Below are 17,023 nucleotides of genomic sequence, written 5' to 3'. Positions count from 1 at the left end.
GCGGGATCGCCCCTGTTCCGCAAGGGTGCGTCGCGGGTGACGGGCCGCGGTATGCGTCAGGTGACTGCACCCGCGTCCGGCCCGACCGTGGTGTGCGGCTGCGGGCCGGCGGGAATACGGCCGCGGCACCGCCACGTTGCCGTGACGGCTGTCCCAGTTCCTGGAGCTTGCGTGAAGAATGGTGAACGCGCCGGAGCGGGCCGAGGCACGCCCGCAGACCCCGGTCCGAGCGTGGTGGGCCGGGAGACGGAGACCGCGCACCTCATGAAGCGCGTCGCCCCCGGCCGGTCCCGCAGCGCGGTGCTGGTCGTCGAGGGCGAACCCGGGGTCGGCAAGAGCGTCCTGCTGGACCTCGCGGTGCGGCGGACGCGCGGCGCCGGCCACCGGGTGCTGCGGGCGATGGGCAGCGAGTCCGAGGCGCACCTGGCTTTCGCCGGTCTGCACCAGTTGCTCCGCCCGGTGCTCGGCGACCTGGACGGGCTGCCCGCCCGGCAGCGTTCCGCGCTCAGGGCCGCTCTGGGACTGGCCGAACACAGCGAGCACGCCGGGCCCGCCGAGACCCCCGACGCCCTGCTCGTCGGCCTGGCGGTGCTGACCCTGGTGTCGGACCTGGCGGAACCGGCACCGCTGCTCGTGGTGGCCGACGACGCCCAGTGGATCGACCGCGCGTCGCTGGACGTTCTCTCCTTCCTGGCCCGGCGCATGGACCGCGAGCCCGTGACACTGCTGCTGGGCGTGCGTGCCGCGGCCGCGCTGCCCGGGTTCGACAAGGGGTACGAGCGCCTGGAGATCGGGCCCTTGAGCGGTGACGCGGCGAACCGGCTGCTGGACGAGCAGCCGAAGCGCCCCACCGGCCGCACCCGGGTCCGGATCCTGCGGGAGGCGGCGGGCAATCCGCTCGCCCTGGTCGAACTCACCCGTGCCGCCGCCGCGGGCGGCCAGCCGGAGGGCGGCGCGGCGGAGGGCCCGCTGCCCGTCACCGACCGGCTGGAAGGGATCTTCGCCCGGCACCTGCGGGACCTGCCGGAAGCCACCCGCCGGGCCCTGCTGGCGCTCGCCGCCGCCGGCGCGGCGGACGCGCCGGTGGCCGCGCGGGGCCTGCCCGAGGCCGACGACACGACGTGGCTGCCCGCCGAACGGGCCGGTCTCGTACGGCGGGACACCACCGGGATCGCGTTCCGCCACCCGCTCGTCCGGTCGGCCGTCTACCACGCCGCGCCGTTCGAGGAGCGAAGGCGTGCCCATCTCGCCCTCGCCCAGTTGCTGGGCGAGGAGCCCGACCGCCGCGCCTGGCATCTCGCCGCCGCCACCGAGCGGCCCGACGAGCAGGTGTCGGCGGCCCTCCAGGAGACAGCCGGCCGGGCCCGGCGCCGGGGCGGCCACGCGGCCGCTGCCGTCGCCTTGGAGCGCGCCGCGGAACTCAGCCCGCACCGCGCGGACCAGGCACGACTGCTGGCCGACGCCGCGGACGCGGCCGTCTTCACCGGTCAGCTCGGCTGGGTGGAACACCTGGCCGACGAGGTACGCAAGCGCAGTGACGACCCGGCGCTGACCGGCCGGGCCGCGCTGGCGACGGGGCAGCTCATGACCATGGGCCCGCACCACACGGCCGCCTTCGGACTGCTGTCGCGCATCGCCGAGGAGGCGGCTGGCGCCGGTTCGCCCCGCCTGCTGGACGCGCTCGCCGCGGCTGCGGTGGTCCGCTACTACTCGGGCGAGGAGTCCCAGCGGAAGCGCATCGAGGACCTGCTCTCCGAGGTGCCGGACTCCCCGGGGGGCGGCACGCCGCGCGCCTGGGTGCGGGCCGTCTCCGATCCCACCGGCGCGGGAGCCTCCCTGGCCCCGGCGCTGCCCCGGCTCATCGCCGGGGCCGGGGACGACGCCGGATCCCTGACCGCGCTCGCCGTCGTGGCCTGGCTCCTCGACCGGCCCCTCCTCGCCGCCAGGACCTTCGACGAGGCGTTCGGCCGTTGGCAGGCCCACGGCCCGGTGCCCGCCGGTCTGGCCTGCGCCGCCGGCTGGGCCTATCTGGAGCAGGGCCGCTGGGCCGAGGCCCGCTCGGTGGCCGCCGAGATCGCGGAGGTCGCCTCGCAGGCCGGACTGGACCACGCCGAGGCTTGCGCACGAGCCCTCGACGCGACCGTGCTGGCGCTGCTCGGCGAGCCGGCCGGGGCACGCCGGAACGCCGAGCGGGCGCTGGCCCTCGTCGACCCCCTGGAAAGCCGCTCCGTCGCGGTCTTCGCCCGCCGCGCCCTGGGGCTGGCGGCGGTGGCCGAGGGCGACTACGACACCGCGTACGCGCGGTTCCGCTCGGCCTTCACTCAGGACGGCGACCCGGTCCACTACCACGTCTCCCACACCGTCCTGGCCGAACTCGCCGCGGCGGCCGTCCGCCGAGGCGAGCGCGAACCCGCCGCGGAACTGCTGGAACGGTCGGCGCGGCACCTGGGCACCGCCCGGTCGGCACGCGTCTTTCCGCTGGTCGAGCGGGGCCGCGCCCTGCTCGCCGGACCGGAGCACGCCGAACGGCACTTCCGGGCGGCGCTGGCGGACGAAGCGGGCGAGCAGTGGCCCTTCGAGCGGGCCCAGACCCGGCTGGACTACGGCGAATGGCTGCGCCGCCGACGCCGTATCGCGGAGGCCCGCCCGCTGCTGACGGGGGCACTCGACACCTTCCGGAGGCTCGGCGCCCGCCCGTGGATCGAACGGGCGGAGGCAGAACTGCGGGCCGCCGGCATCGAGCCGGCCGGCGTTGCCCCCGGCGCGATCGCCGAACTCACCCCGCAACAGCAACAGATCGTCCGGCTGGCGGCCCGCGGTCTGACCAACCGTGAGATCGGGGAGAGGCTGTTCCTCTCCCCTCGCACGGTCGGCTCCCACCTCTACCGCGTCTTCCCCAAGCTGGGCATCACCGCCCGCTCCCAGCTGCGCGACGTGACCGACGGCACCGGGCAGGGCACCGGAACCGTACAGCTCACGATTGAATCGCGACCCCCCTCTTCCTCCCAGCGGGTGGGGCGAACGGCCTCGGGGTAGGCGTGGCTCGGCGCATGGCCCTCCGCATCCAGGGCAGCCGACAGATTCGTCGGAGGTTCTGGAGCCCCGTCCGGCGGCCCGTGGTCACACGCCGCTCCGGGAAGAACCACCACGTGACCCGGCACCTCACCCCAAATACCGGCCTTTGTAGGTGAGTTGGGGACCTTTCGGGGCATTCGGTACGGCGTGCGGGCGTGAGATGACGCCGGCTGGTACGTGTCGAAGAGGGGCTGGGGAGATGGGGATGCAGATGCGGGTCAACGGGACGAGGACCGGTGCGATCGTGGTTGCCGCGATCATGGGAAGCGTCGTCCTGTCGGGATGCGGTGGGGGCGACGAGTCCGATGCGAAGGGGGGCGACGAGTCGCCGAGTGCGGGCGGGAGCGCGGGCGCCCGCGAGCAGGGCACGGCGGAGGTCCGAGCGGCCTACGACAAGACGGCCGAAGCCGAGTCGGCGCGGATGACCATCCGGATGAAGCTCGCGGCGGAGGGCCGGACGATCACGTCCGACGGCAAGGGGGTCCTGGACCTGGCGGAGGGGGACAGCGTCATGACCGTCACCGCGCAGGACGAGAGCATCGAGCAGCGCGTGGTCGACCAGGTCCTCTACCAGAAGGCCCCCGGCCAGAAGGCCCCCGGCGGCAAGCCCTGGATCAAGATCGACCTGAAGAAGGTGGCCGCCCAGCAGGGGATGAGCAACCAGCAGATCGGCGACCCCGCGCAGACCGCCGCCTACGCCAAGGCGATCACCGACAAGGACGTCGAGAAGGTCGGCACCGAGAAGCTCGACGGAGTCGACACCACGCACTACAAGGTCACCGTGGACGTCTCGAAACTGCCGGGCGGCGCCGGGATGAGCAAGCAGCTCGGCCCGACGCTGCCCATGCAGGTCTGGCTCGACGACGAGGGCCGGCTCCGGCAGCAGCAGATCGACATGACCGTCGAGGCTCCCGCTTCCGCGTCCGCGAAGCCGGACGACAGCGCCTCCCCGAAGCAGCTCAGGATGAGCACGGTGACGCGGTTCTCGGACTTCGGCACCGAGGTCGACGCCGCGGCACCGCCGGCCGGACAGGTGGCCGACATGACCGATCAGGCGCTCCAGGGCGCAACCAAGCAGAACTGACCGCCACCGGGTCGCCCTCCCGCCAGGCCCCCGCACCGCATGGCGGCGCGGGGGGCCTCACCGCGTCCAGCGCGAAGGGTGCCGTGTCACCGGTCAGACGTTGAACCTGAACTCCACCACGTCCCCGTCCTGCATCACGTAGTCCTTGCCCTCCATGCGGGCCTTGCCCTTGGCGCGGGCCTCGGCGACCGAGCCCGTCGTGACGAGGTCGTCGAAGGAGATGACCTCGGCCTTGATGAAGCCCTTCTGGAAGTCGGTGTGGATGACACCGGCGGCCTCGGGGGCGGTGGCGCCCTTCTTGATGGTCCAGGCGCGGGATTCCTTGGGGCCGGCCGTCAGGTAGGTCTGCAGGCCGAGGGTGCGGAAGCCGACGTGGGCGAGGGTGGCGAGGCCGGGCTCGTCCTGGCCGACGGACTGGAGGAGTTCGAGGGCCTCGTCCTCGTCCAGCTCGGCGAGGTCCGCCTCCAGCTTGGCGTTGAGGAAGATCGCCTCGGCGGGGGCGACCAGGGCGCGCTGCTCGTTCTTGAAGGCCTCGTCGGTCAGCTCGTCCTCGTCGACGTTGAAGACGTAGAGGAAGGGCTTCGTCGTGAGGAGGTGGAGGTCGTGGAGGAGTTCCGCGCGCTCGGTGCCCTGGAGGATGCCCTGGGAGAAGAGGGTGTCGCCCTTCTCCAGGATCTCCTTGGCCTCCTCGACGGCCTTGACCTTGGGAGCGATGTCCTTCTTGATGCGCGACTCCTTCTGGAGGCGCGGGAGGACCTTCTCGATGGTCTGGAGGTCGGCGAGGATCAGCTCGGTGTTGATCGTCTCGATGTCGTCCTTCGGCGAGACCTTGCCGTCGACGTGCACGACGTTCTCGTCCTTGAAGGCGCGGATGACCTGGCAGATCGCGTCGGACTCGCGGATGTTGGCCAGGAACTTGTTGCCCAGGCCCTCGCCCTCGCTCGCGCCGCGCACGATGCCCGCGATGTCGACGAAGTCGACCGTCGCCGGAAGGATCTTCTCGGAGGAGAAGATCTCGGCCAGCTTCGCCAGGCGGGGGTCGGGGACACCGACCACGCCGACGTTGGGCTCGATGGTGGCGAACGGGTAGTTGGCCGCGAGCACGTCGTTCTTGGTCAGGGCGTTGAACAGGGTCGACTTGCCGACATTCGGCAGACCGACGATTCCGATCGTGAGCGACACGTTGCGACTTCCCGTACGTGAGATGCGGAGGGGCTGGATGGGAGGGGAACAGGGCCAGGCACGGCCGATCCACCAGTCTACGGGGTGTGCCGTACCGGGCCCGCGCGGAGTCGAACGCTTGGCCAAGGCGCGCCCGACGGCGTGTCTGTCGGGCTATTCGGCACATAAACCGACCTAAGTTGGTCCAGTGGAGCAATACAGGACGCGACCTGCGCAGTACGGACCGCGACGAGGCCGGGCGCCGCTGCCCGCACAGGGGCGGGGCGGCGCCGCTGCCGCGCGGCCGCCGGCGGGGCGGGTGGCCGGGAGACCGGCGGGACGGCCCGTAGAGCCGCCGCGCCCGGCTCCGGGGGCGGGTCCGCCGGTGGCCAGGGTGGTGCGTGCCCTGCGCGGGATGCCCAATCCGCGGTTGACGGGGCTCGGCAGCGGTCTGTTCTGCGCGGCCGTGATGACCCTGCTCGGCTTCCTGGACGAGCTGATGTTCGGCGCGTCCCTGACCGTGTACGGGGTGCTGTTCGTGCCGGTGAGCCTGCTCACCGCGCTCTGGGTGCGCCGGGGCGACCTGCTGACCGCCCCCATCGTCGTGCCGATCGCCTTCGCCGTGGGCCTGGTGCCCGTGGCGGAGAGCGGGGACGGTCTCGGCGGACGGCTCATGGGTCTCGTGACCGCGCTGGCCACCGAGGCCGGGTGGCTGTACGGCGGGACACTGGTCGCCGGGACGGCCGTGATCGTCCGCCGGATCCGGCTGGTACGACGACGGGCCGCCGCCCGCAACCGGCCCCCGGCCGCCTGACGGCTCCCCGGCAGCCGGCCTGCGCTCAGCCGGGCCCCGTCAGCGGGCCCGCCCCAGGCGCCCCGCTCAGCCCGACGCGTGCATCGCCGCGCCCACGATCCCCGCGTTGTTCTGGAGCTGGGCGGGGACGATCTCCGCCCGGACGCCCTCGATGTGGGGCAGGAACTTCTGGGACTTGCGGCTGACGCCGCCGCCGATGATGAACAGCTCCGGCGAGAACAGCATCTCGACGTGCGCGAGGTACTTCTGGACCCGGTGGGCCCAGTGCTCCCACGACATGTCGTGGTCGTCCTTGACCTTGCTGGAGGCCCGCTTCTCCGCGTCGTGACCGTCCAGCTCCAGGTGGCCCAGCTCGGTGTTGGGGATCAGGACCCCGTCGGTGAACACCGCGCTGCCGATGCCGGTGCCGAAGGTGAGCAGGATGACCGTGCCCTTGCGGCCGCGGCCGGCTCCGAAGTGCATCTCGGCGACGCCCGCCGCGTCCGCGTCGTTGACGACCGTCACGTCCAGCCCGCCCAGCCGCTCGCCGAACAGGGCACGCGCGTCGGTGTCGACCCAGCTCTTGTCGACGTTGGCCGCGGTGCGCACGGTCGCGCCGCCCGTCACCACGCCCGGGAAGGTGAGGCCGACCGGGCCGGTCCAGCCGAAGTGCTCGACGACCTCCTTGACCCCGTCGGCCACGCCGTCGGGGGTCGCCGGGTGCGGGGTCAGCACCTTGCAGCGCTCCTGGGCCAGGTCGCCCCTGTCGAGGTCCACAGGGGCGCCCTTGATCCCGGATCCGCCGATGTCCACGCCGAAGATCTGCATGGCCCTACGTTACGACGGAGGACTGACGGTCACCCAGGCGGTGGTCCCGGCCGGTCAGTCCCCCGCCGTACCCGAGCCGCCCCGCTCCGCCACCAGGGACGCCGCCTCCTCGCGCAGGTCGCGGCGCAGCTCCTTGGGCAGCGAGAAGGTGATCGACTCCTCGGCGGCCTTGACGATCTCCACGTCCTCGAAGCCGCGCTGCGACAGCCACTCCAGGACCTGTTCGACCAGGACGTCGGGGACGGAGGCGCCGGAGGTGACGCCGACCGTGGTGACGCCGTCCAGCCAGGACTCCTCGATCTCGTCGGCGAAGTCCACCAGGTACGCCTCGCGGGAGCCGGCCTGCTTGGCGACCTCGACCAGGCGCTTGGAGTTGGAGGAGTTGCGGGAGCCGACGACGATCACCAGCTCGGCCTCGGCGCCCATCTGCTTCACCGCGAGCTGGCGGTTCTGCGTGGCGTAGCAGATGTCGTCGCTCGGCGGGGAGATGAGCTGCGGGAACTTGTCCTTGAGCGCGTCGACGGTCTCCATCGTCTCGTCGACGGAGAGGGTGGTCTGGGAGAGCCAGACCACCTTCGACGGGTCCCGGACCTCCACCTTGGCGACGTCCTCGGGTCCGTCGACGAGCTGGATGTGGTCGGGGGCCTCGCCGGAGGTGCCGATGACCTCCTCGTGGCCCTCGTGGCCGATCAGCAGGATGTCGTAGTCGTCGTTCGCGAAGCGGACGGCTTCCTTGTGGACCTTGGTGACGAGCGGGCAGGTGGCGTCGATGGTGGCGAGGCGGCCACGCTCGGCTTCTTCGTGGACGACGGGGGCGACGCCGTGCGCGGAGAACATCACGATGTTCCCCGGGGGGACCTCCTCCGTCCGCTCGACGAAGATCGCGCCTTTCTTCTCCAGGGTCTGGACGACGTACTTGTTGTGAACGATCTCGTGCCGGACGTACACCGGAGCCCCGTACTGCTCCAGGGCTTTCTCGACGGCGATCACGGCGCGGTCCACACCCGCGCAGTAGCCACGGGGGGCGGCGAGCAGGACACGGCGGCCAGGCGAAGCAGTCATGGCACCCATCGTAAGGCCGCGTTCGGCGGGTCAAAGATCGCGTGGGTGCGGCGTTGCCGGGGAGACTGGCGGGAACGTTCCGAGGCGTGGCCCGAAGCGGAACCCGGGCGAGAACCGAGGCACTGGCGGAGGCACGATGTCGCAGACCGGTACGACGGCCCCGGGGGCCGGTGAGGAACACCAGCTGAGGCGCAGTCTGGGGTTCAGGGACCTGGTCGTCTACGGCCTGCTGTTCATCGCGCCCATGGCGCCGGTCGGCGTGTTCGGCACGCTGGACGCCAAGTCGCACGGCGCGGTGGCGCTCGTCTACGTCGTCGCCACGGTCGCGATGGCGTTCACCGCATTCAGCTACGCGCAGATGGTGCGGGTGGTCCCCCAGGCGGGGTCGGTGTTCGCCTACGCGCGCGCGGGGCTCGGCAACGGGGCCGGGTTCATCGCCGGGTGGATGGCGATGCTGGACTACGTCCTCATCCCGGCGGTGGCGTACCTCTTCTCCGGCATCGCGATGGAGGCGCTGGTCCCCGAGGTGTCGCGGTGGGTGTGGACGGCGATCGCGGTGGTCGTCACGACGCTGCTGAACCTGTGGGGGGTGCGGACGGCGGCCCGGGTGGGCTTCCTGGTGCTCGCCATGGAGATCGTCGTACTGATCGTCTTCGTGGCCACCGCGATCGTGGTCCTGGCGCAGGACGGGGCCGAGCGGGACTGGCTGTCGCCGCTGTCGGGGGACGGCACGCAGGGGGCGTTCGCGCTGTCGGCGGTGGTCGGCGCGGTGTCGGTGGCGGTGCTGTCGTACCTGGGCTTCGACGCGATCGCCACGTTCGCCGAGGAGGTCACCGGAGGTTCGGCGAAGGTCGCGCGGGCGCTGCTGTTCTGCCTGGCGCTGGCGGGCGTGCTGTTCGTGGCGCAGACGTACCTGGTGGCGCTCCTGGAGCCGGTGTCGTCGGCGCAGCTGGCGGCGGAGCCGGAGCGGCAGGGATCGGCGTTCTACGACGCCGTGGACGCCTCGGTGGGCACGTGGCTGCACGATCTGGTGGCGGTGAGCAAGGCGATCGGCGCGGCGTTCGCGGCGCTGGCCGGGCAGGCGGCGGCCGGGCGGCTGCTGTTCGCGATGGGCCGCGACCGGCGGCTGCCCGGGGTGCTGTCGCGGACGGACGCCGGCGTTCCGCGCGTGGCGCTGCTGGTGTCGGCGGTGATCACGATGGCGGCGGCGGTGTGGGCGGCGCGCCGGGACGACGGTCTCGACCACCTGGTCTCGGTGGTCGACGTCGGCGCGCTGACCGCGTTCACGCTGCTGCACGCGAGCGTGGTGGGCTGGTTCGTGGTGCGGCGCGGCGCGGGCACGGTGAGCTGGTGGCGGCATCTGCTGGTGCCGGTGCTCGGCGCGGCGATCACGGTCGCGGTGATCGTGGAGGCGTCGGGCGCCGCCCAGGTGGTCGGGGCGGTCTGGCTGGCGGCGGGCCTGGTGGTGCTGGCGGTGCAGTGGAGGGGGCGGCGGGACACGGACCGGGCGGGCGTGTGACGGAGGGCGGGCTCGATGGGGCCCGTTGTCGCACCCGGCCGTTACGCTCGGGCGCATGGCTGCCAACTCGACCCCCGAAAGCCCGCTGCCCGTGGGCGAGGTCTCCCGGCTGATCGGGGGCTGGATCGACCGGCTCGGCGCGGTCTGGGTCGAGGGGCAGATCACCCAGTTGTCGCGGCGGCCGGGCGCGGGCGTGGTGTTCCTGACGCTGCGCGACCCGTCGTACGACATCTCGGTGAGCGTGACCTGCTACCGGCAGGTGTTCGACGCCGTGGCCGACGTGGTCGGCGAGGGTGCGCGGGTGGTCGTGCACGCCAAGCCGGAGTGGTATGCGCCGCGGGGGCAGCTGTCGCTGCGGGCCGCCGAGATCAAGCCGGTCGGCGTCGGTGAGCTGCTCGCCCGTCTGGAGCAGCTGAAGAAGGCACTCGCGCGCGAGGGGCTGTTCGCGGCGGAGCGCAAGAAGCCGCTGCCGTTCCTGCCGCAGCTGGTCGGCCTGGTGTGCGGGCGGGCCTCGGCGGCCGAGCGGGACGTCCTGGAGAACGCCCGGCACCGCTGGCCCGCCGTCCGCTTCGAGGTGCGCAACGTCCCGGTGCAGGGCGTGCACGCGGTGCCGCAGGTGGTGCAGGCGGTGAAGGAGCTGGACGCGCTGGACGACGTGGACGTGATCGTCGTCGCGCGCGGCGGGGGCAGCGTGGAGGACCTGCTGCCGTTCTCCGACGAGCAGCTGGTCCGGGCGGTGGCCGCCTGTCGTACGCCGGTCGTCTCGGCGATCGGCCACGAGCCGGACAGCCCGCTCCTCGACCTGGTCGCCGACCTGCGCGCCTCCACGCCGACCGACGCCGCGAAGAAGGTCGTGCCGGACGTCGGCGAGGAGTACGAGCGGGTACGGCTGCTGCGGGACCGCGCCCGGCGGTGTGTGGCGGCGTTCGTCGACCGCGAGCAGCGCGGGCTGGCGCACGCGCTGGCCCGGCCGTCGATACAGGACCCGCACCGGATGATCGAGGAGCGGGCCGAGCAGGTGACGGCGCTGCTGGACCGGAGCCGTCGCACGCTGGGGCACCACCTCGACCGGGCCGACTCCGAGCTGACGCACACGCACGCGCGCGTGGTGGCCCTCTCCCCCGCCGCGACCCTCGAGCGCGGGTACGCGGTGCTCCAGCGGGCCGACGGCCACGCGGTCCGCGACCCCGCCGAGGTGGAGCCCGGCGAGACGCTGCGCGCCCGGGTCTCCGAGGGCGATTTCTCCGTACGAGTCGACGCATAGGGTGGGTGGATGACCAGCGAGGTGGAGCAGCCGACGGCGATGTCCGAGGCGCTCGGGTACGAGCAGGCGCGGGACGAGCTGATCGAGGTGGTCCGGCGGCTGGAGGCCGGCGGTACGACGCTGGAGGAGTCCCTGGCCCTGTGGGAGCGGGGCGAGGAGCTGGCGAAGGTCTGCCGCCGCCGGCTGGACGGCGCCCGGGCCCGCCTGGACGCGGCACTGGCCGAGGAGGAGGCGGACGCCGAGGGCGCGGACGCCGAGGGCGGCGGCGCCCGCTAGCTCAGGCCGGCCGGGCAGGGGGTCGGAGGCCGGCCGTCAGGAGGGTCAGCAGGCGACCGGCCTTGGCTGTCTGCCACGGGACCGAGACCGTGCACGCCGCGAGGGAACTCGGTGTCCCGGACGGCCGCATCTGCACCGTCGCCGCGCAGGTCGACGGCGTCCCGGCGGCCAAGGGCGCGAACGCGGCCCGCGGTGCCCTGCCGGAGATCGCCCGCCCGGTCGCGGCGGGCCCGCTCCGGGTGCCCGTCGCGGCGGGCTTCCCGGTCGAGCGGATCCGCCGCGCGGTCGAGCTCCAGGCCGGCCGGCATGTGCGGGGCAAGGTCGTCATCGACCTCCAGCCGCGCCGGAGGACCCCTGCCCCTCCTGCGCCGTGCCCTCGGCCAGGGTGTGCGCGACGAGTGCGTTGGCGTGCCCGTGGCCCAGGCCGTGCTCGGTCTTGAGCCAGGTGACCAGTTCCATGTGCTTGGTGAGCGGCGAGGACCGGATGAGGTCCTTCCACTCCGCGACCGGGCGGCCGTACTTCTTCTCGATGGACGGGAAGTACGAGGCCGGGCCCTTCACGGCGGCGGTCATGTCGATGCGCTCCCTGTGCAAGAGGTACGAGGTACGAGTGGTGATGCGCTCTGTGGACCGCCGCCGGCGCCGGAAGTGATCGCCGACCGCCTGTGATGCACGTCACCCGACCTTCAAGGAGTGGAAGCGGGGCCACTGCCGCTCCGGCCCGTCGTTGCGCACGCTGAGCGAGAAGCCGCCGGCGCCCTCCGCCGCCCGCCAGCGCCCCGCGCGGAGGGCCGTACAGGGCTCGCCGTCGATGCTCACCCGCACCTGCCGGGGGGTCACGGAGACGGTGACCCGGTGCGTGGCGGCGGGGTCGAGCCGGCAGGTCCGCCGGGCCTCGGCACCCTCCGGACCGCCCGGACCGCCCGTGCCGCCCGTGCTCAGGCTCGCCGTGTTGCGGCCGACGGAGAGCGACACGGGATGTTCACTGCCCGCCCGCACGGTGATGCCGACGCTGTTGGAGGTGCCGTGCAGGCCGCCGACGCGGGCGCGCAGGCGGTAGTCGGTCCAGTCGGCGGTGGCGAGCGGGCGGTAGTCGGCCGATGCGTAGTCGGTGCCGTCCGCGGGACGGCTGGCACCGGTGAGGACCCCGGGTCCGGTCTGCCCGGTGTCGCCGGTCGTCCGCCAGTCCGCCTGCCGGGACAGCGGCCGGTCGGCGTCCCGCGGTGCCACCGGAGCCCATCGGGCCAGTTCGCGCAGCAGACCGGCCGGGGTGGTGTCCCGGGTGACCTCGAGGCGCTGCACCTGTCCGGCGGCGGCCGCACGCGGCCCGGCGGGCAGTGGCCGGGCCGCGCTGTTGGTGAGCGTGGCGGTGAAACGCTCCCGCAGCATGGAGCGCAGGGCCTCGGCGTCCCGCGCGCCCAGGTTGGAGGCGTCCAGCCGTTCCGAGAAGGGGTAGGCGAAGAGCCGGGGGCGGGGCAGGTCGTGCCGTACGAGGTCGTGGACCGACCGGTCGAGGTCCGCCGCGATCCGGCGCCGGTACTCGTCGGAGGTCTCGACGCGCCCCTCGTCCGCCAGCCACCGCCGGTTGGTGAACACCGACCGCTCGTGCCCGGCGGCGTCCACCGCGGCACGTTCGTGGCTGAGGTGGGTGTGGGCCTGGAAGTCCCAGCGCCCCGACCGCGCCATCTGCCCGACCTCGGCCCAGGAGAGGTAGTACGGCCGGTGGGTCCCCACCCGTCCGGTGATCAGGTAGGCGGCGGCCTTCATCCCGTACCTGGCCAGCACCGGGTCGGCGTGCGTCCACAGTCCGTGCGCGCCGTCGTCGAAGGTGAGGTGGACGGTGCGTGGGCCGGGGGTGCGGCCGTCGCGCAGGAAGTCGGTGAACTCCCGGGTGGAAAGCGTGCGGTAGCCGGCGTCGCGCAGGGCGCGCAGCTGTGCGTCGAAGCGCTCCAGGGAGACGGTGTAGCGGCCGCGGTCGTCGGGGCCGATGTCGTGGTAGGCGAGGACGACCGGCGCACTCCCGGCGGGCGCCGCCTTGGCGTCCGCGCCGGCGCCGCCGTCGCCGGAGTCGGGCGGCGCGGTCTGTTCGGCCACCGCGTGCCGGAGGGTGTCGTACTGCCAGGCGGCGGTGAAGGGCAGGGCCACGACGGCCGCCGTGAGCAGTCCGAGCACGGCGCGCAGCAGCGGCCGCCCCTGTCCGCCTCCACCCGGCCGGTGCTCACGGGGCCGGTGCGCACGGGAACCGTCGCTTCTCACATCCACCGTCCCCGGGTGACGACGAACACGTAGACCAGGGCGAGGGCGGCGCAGGTGAGGCCGACGGCGAGCGAGCGGGCAAGGCCGCGCAGCAGGACTCTCATGCGGCGCTCCTCGACCAGACGCCGCGGCGCAGCGTGAGCAGGGCATACGGCAGCAGCCAGGCCAGTACGCAGCAGGACAGCAGACTCATCAGGGGGCGGCAGCGCCAGGCGCGGTCCCCCGGATGGTCGATCCGGTAGGCGAGGCCCCAGACGCAGCCCTTGAGGACGACCCCGCCCAGGTACAGCAGGGTCAGCAGGCCGGCCAGGTGCAGCGGCGCCCACAGCAGGTGCCGTACGACCAGGGCCGGTGCCGCGATCACCCACAGGGCGTGTCCGTAGTACAGCGCGGCGGCTGCCGGTCCCCGGCGCCACATGAAGCGGCCGGTGAAGAAGAGGTTCCTGATGAAGCTCTTCTTCCAGCGGATCTGCTGGCGCAGGAAGGAGCCGGGGCGGGACGGCACCCGGGTCCACACGCGGGCGGAGCGGGTGTAGCCGACCTCCCAGCGCAGCTCGGGGTAGTCGTGCCCGCGGACGAAGGGGGAGTCGGCGTGCCGTTCCTTGAGCGCGCGGCCGTGCCAGGCCTGGCCCAGGACGTAGCCGGTGAGCTGGCGGTCGGTGGCGAAGCGGAAGGGGGCGCCGAGGAAGCGGTCCTCGGCCCAGGCGGGCAGGTAGTTGTAGATCGCCTCGCGGCGGAAGGCGGCGAGCGGTCCGGAGACGCAGGTCACCGAGCCGAAGGCGGCCTCGGCGGCCTTGCTGATGCGGAACTGGCCCTCGTACCAGATGTCCTGTACGCGGGCCAGCAGGCCGGCGTCGGTGTTGAGCGCCCGGCAGTGTCCGCTGACCGCGCCCAGCTCGGGGTGCCGGACGAGGGCGGTGACGCACTGCCGTACGGCGTCCGGCGCGACGACGCAGTCGGAGTCGGTGAACAGCAGTACGTCCCCGTCGGCGACGGCGCAGGCGCGGACCAGCGCGCCCTTCTTGCCGAGGTTCTCCTCCAGCCGGATCAGGGTGAGCGGCAGTTCCTCGGCGAGGCGTTGCAGGACGTCGGGGGTGCCGTCGTCGGAGGCGTCGTCGACCACGACGAGCTGCACGTCGGGGTAGTCCACGGCGGCCATGGAGCGCACGCAGGCCTCGATGTGCGCGCGTTCGTTGCGCACGGCCAGCAGGAAGCTCACCCGGGGCTGTGCGGGGAGGGCCGGGAAGGCCTCGGCGTGGCGCGGGCGGCTGCGCAGCGGGCGGACGGCCGGGTCGTCGTAGCGGCTGTAGGCGAGGTGGAGGAGGCAGACGGTGCCGGCCAGGACCGCCAGGCCGTAGAGCGCGAGCGGGTCGAAGGCGTGCGGGAGGCGGACGGCGCCGCGGGCCAGCAGCAGGAGGAGGGGCAGCAGGGCGAGGAGGGTGAGCAGCCGCACGACGTCGCGGCGGACGCCGGGGTCCAGCGCGTCGAGGCGGCTGCCGAGCCGGTGGCGGGCGGCGGTGCGGACCGGGGTGGCCGGCGCGTGGCCGGGGCGCAGGACGGTCATGCGGTGGCCTCCGCCGCGGGAGGGACGCCGGTCCCGGTTCGTGCCACCGCCCGGGCGAGGCCGCGCTGGCGGGTGTCCAGCACGGGCGGGGCGTCGGCGGCGCACAGCCAGGTCAGGTCGTGCACGGGGTGGACGGTGTTCAGGACGACCAGGTCCCAGCGGCGGGTGTGCGGGTCGGGTACGTGGTGCAGCGCGTCCGCGCCGACGCGGAGGGAGGGCACCAGGGGGTCGCAGTAGGCGACGTGCGCGCCGGCCCGGGTGAGCCCGGCGAGGATCTCCACGGCGGGACTCTCCCGGACGTCGGCCACGCCCTCCTTGTAGGCGGCGCCGACCAGCAGGACGCGGGCGTCGCGCGCGGGGACGCCGGAGGCCGCCAGCAGGTCGAGGGCGCGTTCGGTGATCCGCGCGGGCCGGTCGCTGTTGGCCGCGAGGGCGGTGGCGACCAGCGGCGCGCTCTGGCGGACCTTGTCCAGCTGCCAGAGCAGGTAGTGCGGGTCGCACGGGATGCAGTGACCGCCGACGCCGGGCCCCGGGTAGAAGGGCATGAAGCCGTACGGCTTGGTCGCCGCGGCCTCGATCACCGGGACCGGCGCCAGGCCGAGGGAGTGGCAGGCGTCGGCGAGTTCGTTGGCCAGGGCGATGTTGACGGCGCGGTAGGTGTTCTCCCAGAGCTTGGCCATCTCGGCGGTCTCGGGGTCGGCGACCGTCCGGACGACGGAGGCGGTCGGGGCCAGCAGGTCCGCGGCGGCGCGACTGCTGCGCGGTCCGGCGCCGCCGACCAGGCGGGGGGTGCGTTCGGGGGTGTGGCGTTCGTTGCCGGGGTCGATCCGCTCGGGGGCGAAGGCGACGTACACGTCCTCGTCGACGGTGAACCCGCGGGCCCGCAGCGGTTCGACCAGCAGGTCGCGGGTGGTGCCGACGTAACTGGTGGAGGTGAGCACGATCAGCTGGCCGGGCACGGCGTGTTCCACCGCCGAGGCGCAGGCCGAGGACAGGGCCGTGAGGTCCGGCTCGCGCCGCGCGTCGACGGGGGTGGGCACACAGATGACCACGGCGTCGGCTTCGCGCACCGCCGTGGGGTCCGGGGTGAGCCGGAAGCGGTCACCGGCCGAGGCGCAGGCGAGTTGCGCGTGGTGCAGCGGCAGCAGGTCCACGGCTCCGCGTGCGATGTCCCGCAGCCGGTCCGGGCTGCTGTCGACGCCGATGACGGTGGCGCCCGCGTCGGAGAGGGCGAGCGCGGTGGGAAGTCCCACGTAGCCGAGTCCTACGACCGCCACGGTTGGTCCGGATGCATCAATCTCTGAGCTGTATGACGTGAATTGCACATCGTCATATAGGCGCACCCCACGGAAACACCGTGCCGATGACACACGTGCCGCCGCACACGCCAGGGCTGCTTCACTCAGGCGGAGGTGTGAAGCGGATCACCACGCTCCGTCTTTTGTTGAAACTTGAACTTCTTTGTCGTAGTGTCGTCGGCGTCAACGGCTCCCGGCCCCCGTGCCGTGCGGAGCCGACGCACCCCCGGAGAAAGATCACGCATGTCTCTCGTTCTTGACCCCGCCGCCCAGGACCTGCTGTTCCGCGAGGCCCGCACGGCGAACACCTTCACCGACGAGCCGGTGACCGACGAGCAGGTGCAGGCGATCTACGACCTGGTCAAGTACGGCCCGACCGCCTTCAACCAGTCGCCGCTGCGCATCACGCTGGTCCGCTCCCCCGAGGCCCGCGAGCGTCTGGTCGCGCACATGGCGGAAGGCAACCGGCCCAAGACCGCCGCCGCCCCGCTGGTCGCGATCCTGTCCGCGGACAACGAGTTCCACGAGGAGCTGCCGCAGCTCTTCCCGCACTTCCCCGCCGCGAAGGACGCCTTCTTCAGCGAGCGCCCGGTCCGCGAGGGCGCGGCCACCCTGAACGCCGCTCTCCAGGCCGCGTACTTCATCGTCGGCGTCCGCGCCGCGGGGCTGGCCGCCGGCCCGATGACCGGTCTCGACTTCGAGGGCGTGCGCAAGGAGTTCCTGGACGACGACCACACCCCGCTGATGGTCGTCAACATCGGCCGTCCGGGTCCGGACGCCTGGTTCCCGCGCTCCCCGCGCCTGCCCTACGACCAGGTCGTCACCACGGTCTGAGGCACGCGG

At 73.2% G+C, this 17,023-nt stretch carries 14 protein-coding genes and 1 pseudogene; 8 read left to right on the top strand and 7 right to left on the bottom strand.

The window, feature by feature from the left end:
* Positions 1-171 precede the first annotated feature (171 nt).
* On the top strand, positions 172-3,036 hold the full coding sequence (locus tag ACZ6IM_RS20160; RefSeq protein WP_469557877.1) for an AAA family ATPase: 2,865 nt from the start codon (positions 172-174) through the stop codon (positions 3,034-3,036).
* A gap of 238 nt (positions 3,037-3,274) precedes the next feature.
* Positions 3,275-4,159, top strand: coding sequence for an SCO4651 family lipoprotein (locus tag ACZ6IM_RS20155; RefSeq protein ID WP_469557875.1), 885 nt, complete (start codon positions 3,275-3,277; stop codon positions 4,157-4,159).
* A 93-nt stretch (positions 4,160-4,252) separates the two neighbouring features.
* Here ACZ6IM_RS20155 and ychF read toward each other — a convergent pair whose 3' ends face one another.
* Positions 4,253-5,341: a redox-regulated ATPase YchF gene (ychF, locus tag ACZ6IM_RS20150; protein ID WP_052840888.1), complete on the bottom strand. Its 1,089-nt coding sequence runs from the start codon at positions 5,339-5,341 to the stop codon at positions 4,253-4,255.
* A gap of 187 nt (positions 5,342-5,528) precedes the next feature.
* On the opposite strand from ychF, the gene ACZ6IM_RS20145 reads away from it, so the two are divergent.
* A complete protein-coding gene (locus ACZ6IM_RS20145; protein WP_469557872.1) occupies positions 5,529-6,134 on the top strand; it encodes a DUF6542 domain-containing protein in 606 nt (201 codons plus the stop codon).
* A 66-nt stretch (positions 6,135-6,200) separates the two neighbouring features.
* Here ACZ6IM_RS20145 and ppgK read toward each other — a convergent pair whose 3' ends face one another.
* Both ppgK and ACZ6IM_RS20135 read right to left on the bottom strand, forming a co-directional pair.
* Positions 6,201-6,941: a polyphosphate--glucose phosphotransferase gene (gene ppgK, locus ACZ6IM_RS20140; protein WP_469557869.1), complete on the bottom strand. Its 741-nt coding sequence runs from the start codon at positions 6,939-6,941 to the stop codon at positions 6,201-6,203.
* A 54-nt stretch (positions 6,942-6,995) separates the two neighbouring features.
* The gene (locus ACZ6IM_RS20135) at positions 6,996-8,012 is read right to left on the bottom strand and encodes a 4-hydroxy-3-methylbut-2-enyl diphosphate reductase (protein ID WP_469557866.1); all 1,017 of its coding nucleotides are present in this window, start codon (positions 8,010-8,012) and stop codon (positions 6,996-6,998) included.
* A gap of 127 nt (positions 8,013-8,139) precedes the next feature.
* Here ACZ6IM_RS20135 and ACZ6IM_RS20130 point away from each other — a divergent pair, with 127 nt between their 5' ends.
* The 4 genes and pseudogenes from ACZ6IM_RS20130 to ACZ6IM_RS20115 form a co-directional block, all read left to right on the top strand.
* Complete coding sequence (locus ACZ6IM_RS20130) at positions 8,140-9,522, top strand: APC family permease (RefSeq protein WP_052840889.1); 1,383 nt, start codon at positions 8,140-8,142, stop codon at positions 9,520-9,522.
* Positions 9,523-9,577: 55 nt separating this feature from the next.
* Positions 9,578-10,786 carry an exodeoxyribonuclease VII large subunit gene (gene xseA, locus ACZ6IM_RS20125; protein ID WP_052840890.1) on the top strand — a complete coding sequence of 403 codons (1,209 nt, stop codon included), beginning with the start codon at positions 9,578-9,580 and terminating at the stop codon, positions 10,784-10,786.
* Positions 10,787-10,795: 9 nt separating this feature from the next.
* Positions 10,796-11,062, top strand: coding sequence for an exodeoxyribonuclease VII small subunit (locus ACZ6IM_RS20120; protein WP_052840891.1), 267 nt, complete (start codon positions 10,796-10,798; stop codon positions 11,060-11,062).
* Positions 11,063-11,136: 74 nt separating this feature from the next.
* Positions 11,137-11,397, top strand: a pseudogene (locus ACZ6IM_RS20115) (zinc-binding dehydrogenase); the annotation flags it as partial.
* Here the strand turns inward: ACZ6IM_RS20115 and ACZ6IM_RS20110 are convergent.
* The 4 genes from ACZ6IM_RS20110 to ACZ6IM_RS20095 form a co-directional block, all read right to left on the bottom strand.
* A complete protein-coding gene (locus ACZ6IM_RS20110) occupies positions 11,387-11,635 on the bottom strand; it encodes a DUF4287 domain-containing protein (protein WP_052840893.1) in 249 nt (82 codons plus the stop codon). The pseudogene ACZ6IM_RS20115 and the gene ACZ6IM_RS20110 sit on opposite strands and share 11 nt — an antisense overlap.
* 102 nt (positions 11,636-11,737) lie before the next feature.
* Complete coding sequence (locus ACZ6IM_RS20105) at positions 11,738-13,318, bottom strand: polysaccharide deacetylase family protein (RefSeq protein WP_469557861.1); 1,581 nt, start codon at positions 13,316-13,318, stop codon at positions 11,738-11,740.
* A gap of 100 nt (positions 13,319-13,418) precedes the next feature.
* Positions 13,419-14,882 carry a glycosyltransferase family 2 protein gene (locus ACZ6IM_RS20100; protein WP_469557859.1) on the bottom strand — a complete coding sequence of 488 codons (1,464 nt, stop codon included), beginning with the start codon at positions 14,880-14,882 and terminating at the stop codon, positions 13,419-13,421.
* Entirely contained in the window at positions 14,879-16,159 is a 1,281-nt protein-coding gene (locus ACZ6IM_RS20095) for a nucleotide sugar dehydrogenase (RefSeq protein WP_469557857.1), read from the bottom strand. Before ACZ6IM_RS20095 ends, ACZ6IM_RS20100 begins: the two co-directional genes overlap by 4 nt.
* A gap of 264 nt (positions 16,160-16,423) precedes the next feature.
* Between ACZ6IM_RS20095 and ACZ6IM_RS20090 the strand changes: the two genes are divergently transcribed.
* Positions 16,424-17,014, top strand: a complete 591-nt coding sequence (locus ACZ6IM_RS20090) for a malonic semialdehyde reductase (protein ID WP_052840896.1) — start codon at positions 16,424-16,426, stop codon at positions 17,012-17,014.
* Positions 17,015-17,023 lie beyond the last annotated feature (9 nt).

It is taken from the genome of Streptomyces sp. NPDC042336 (assembly GCF_055581985.1).
Note: the sequence above shows the minus strand (reverse complement) of the source record. Positions and strands in the feature narration are given on the sequence as shown.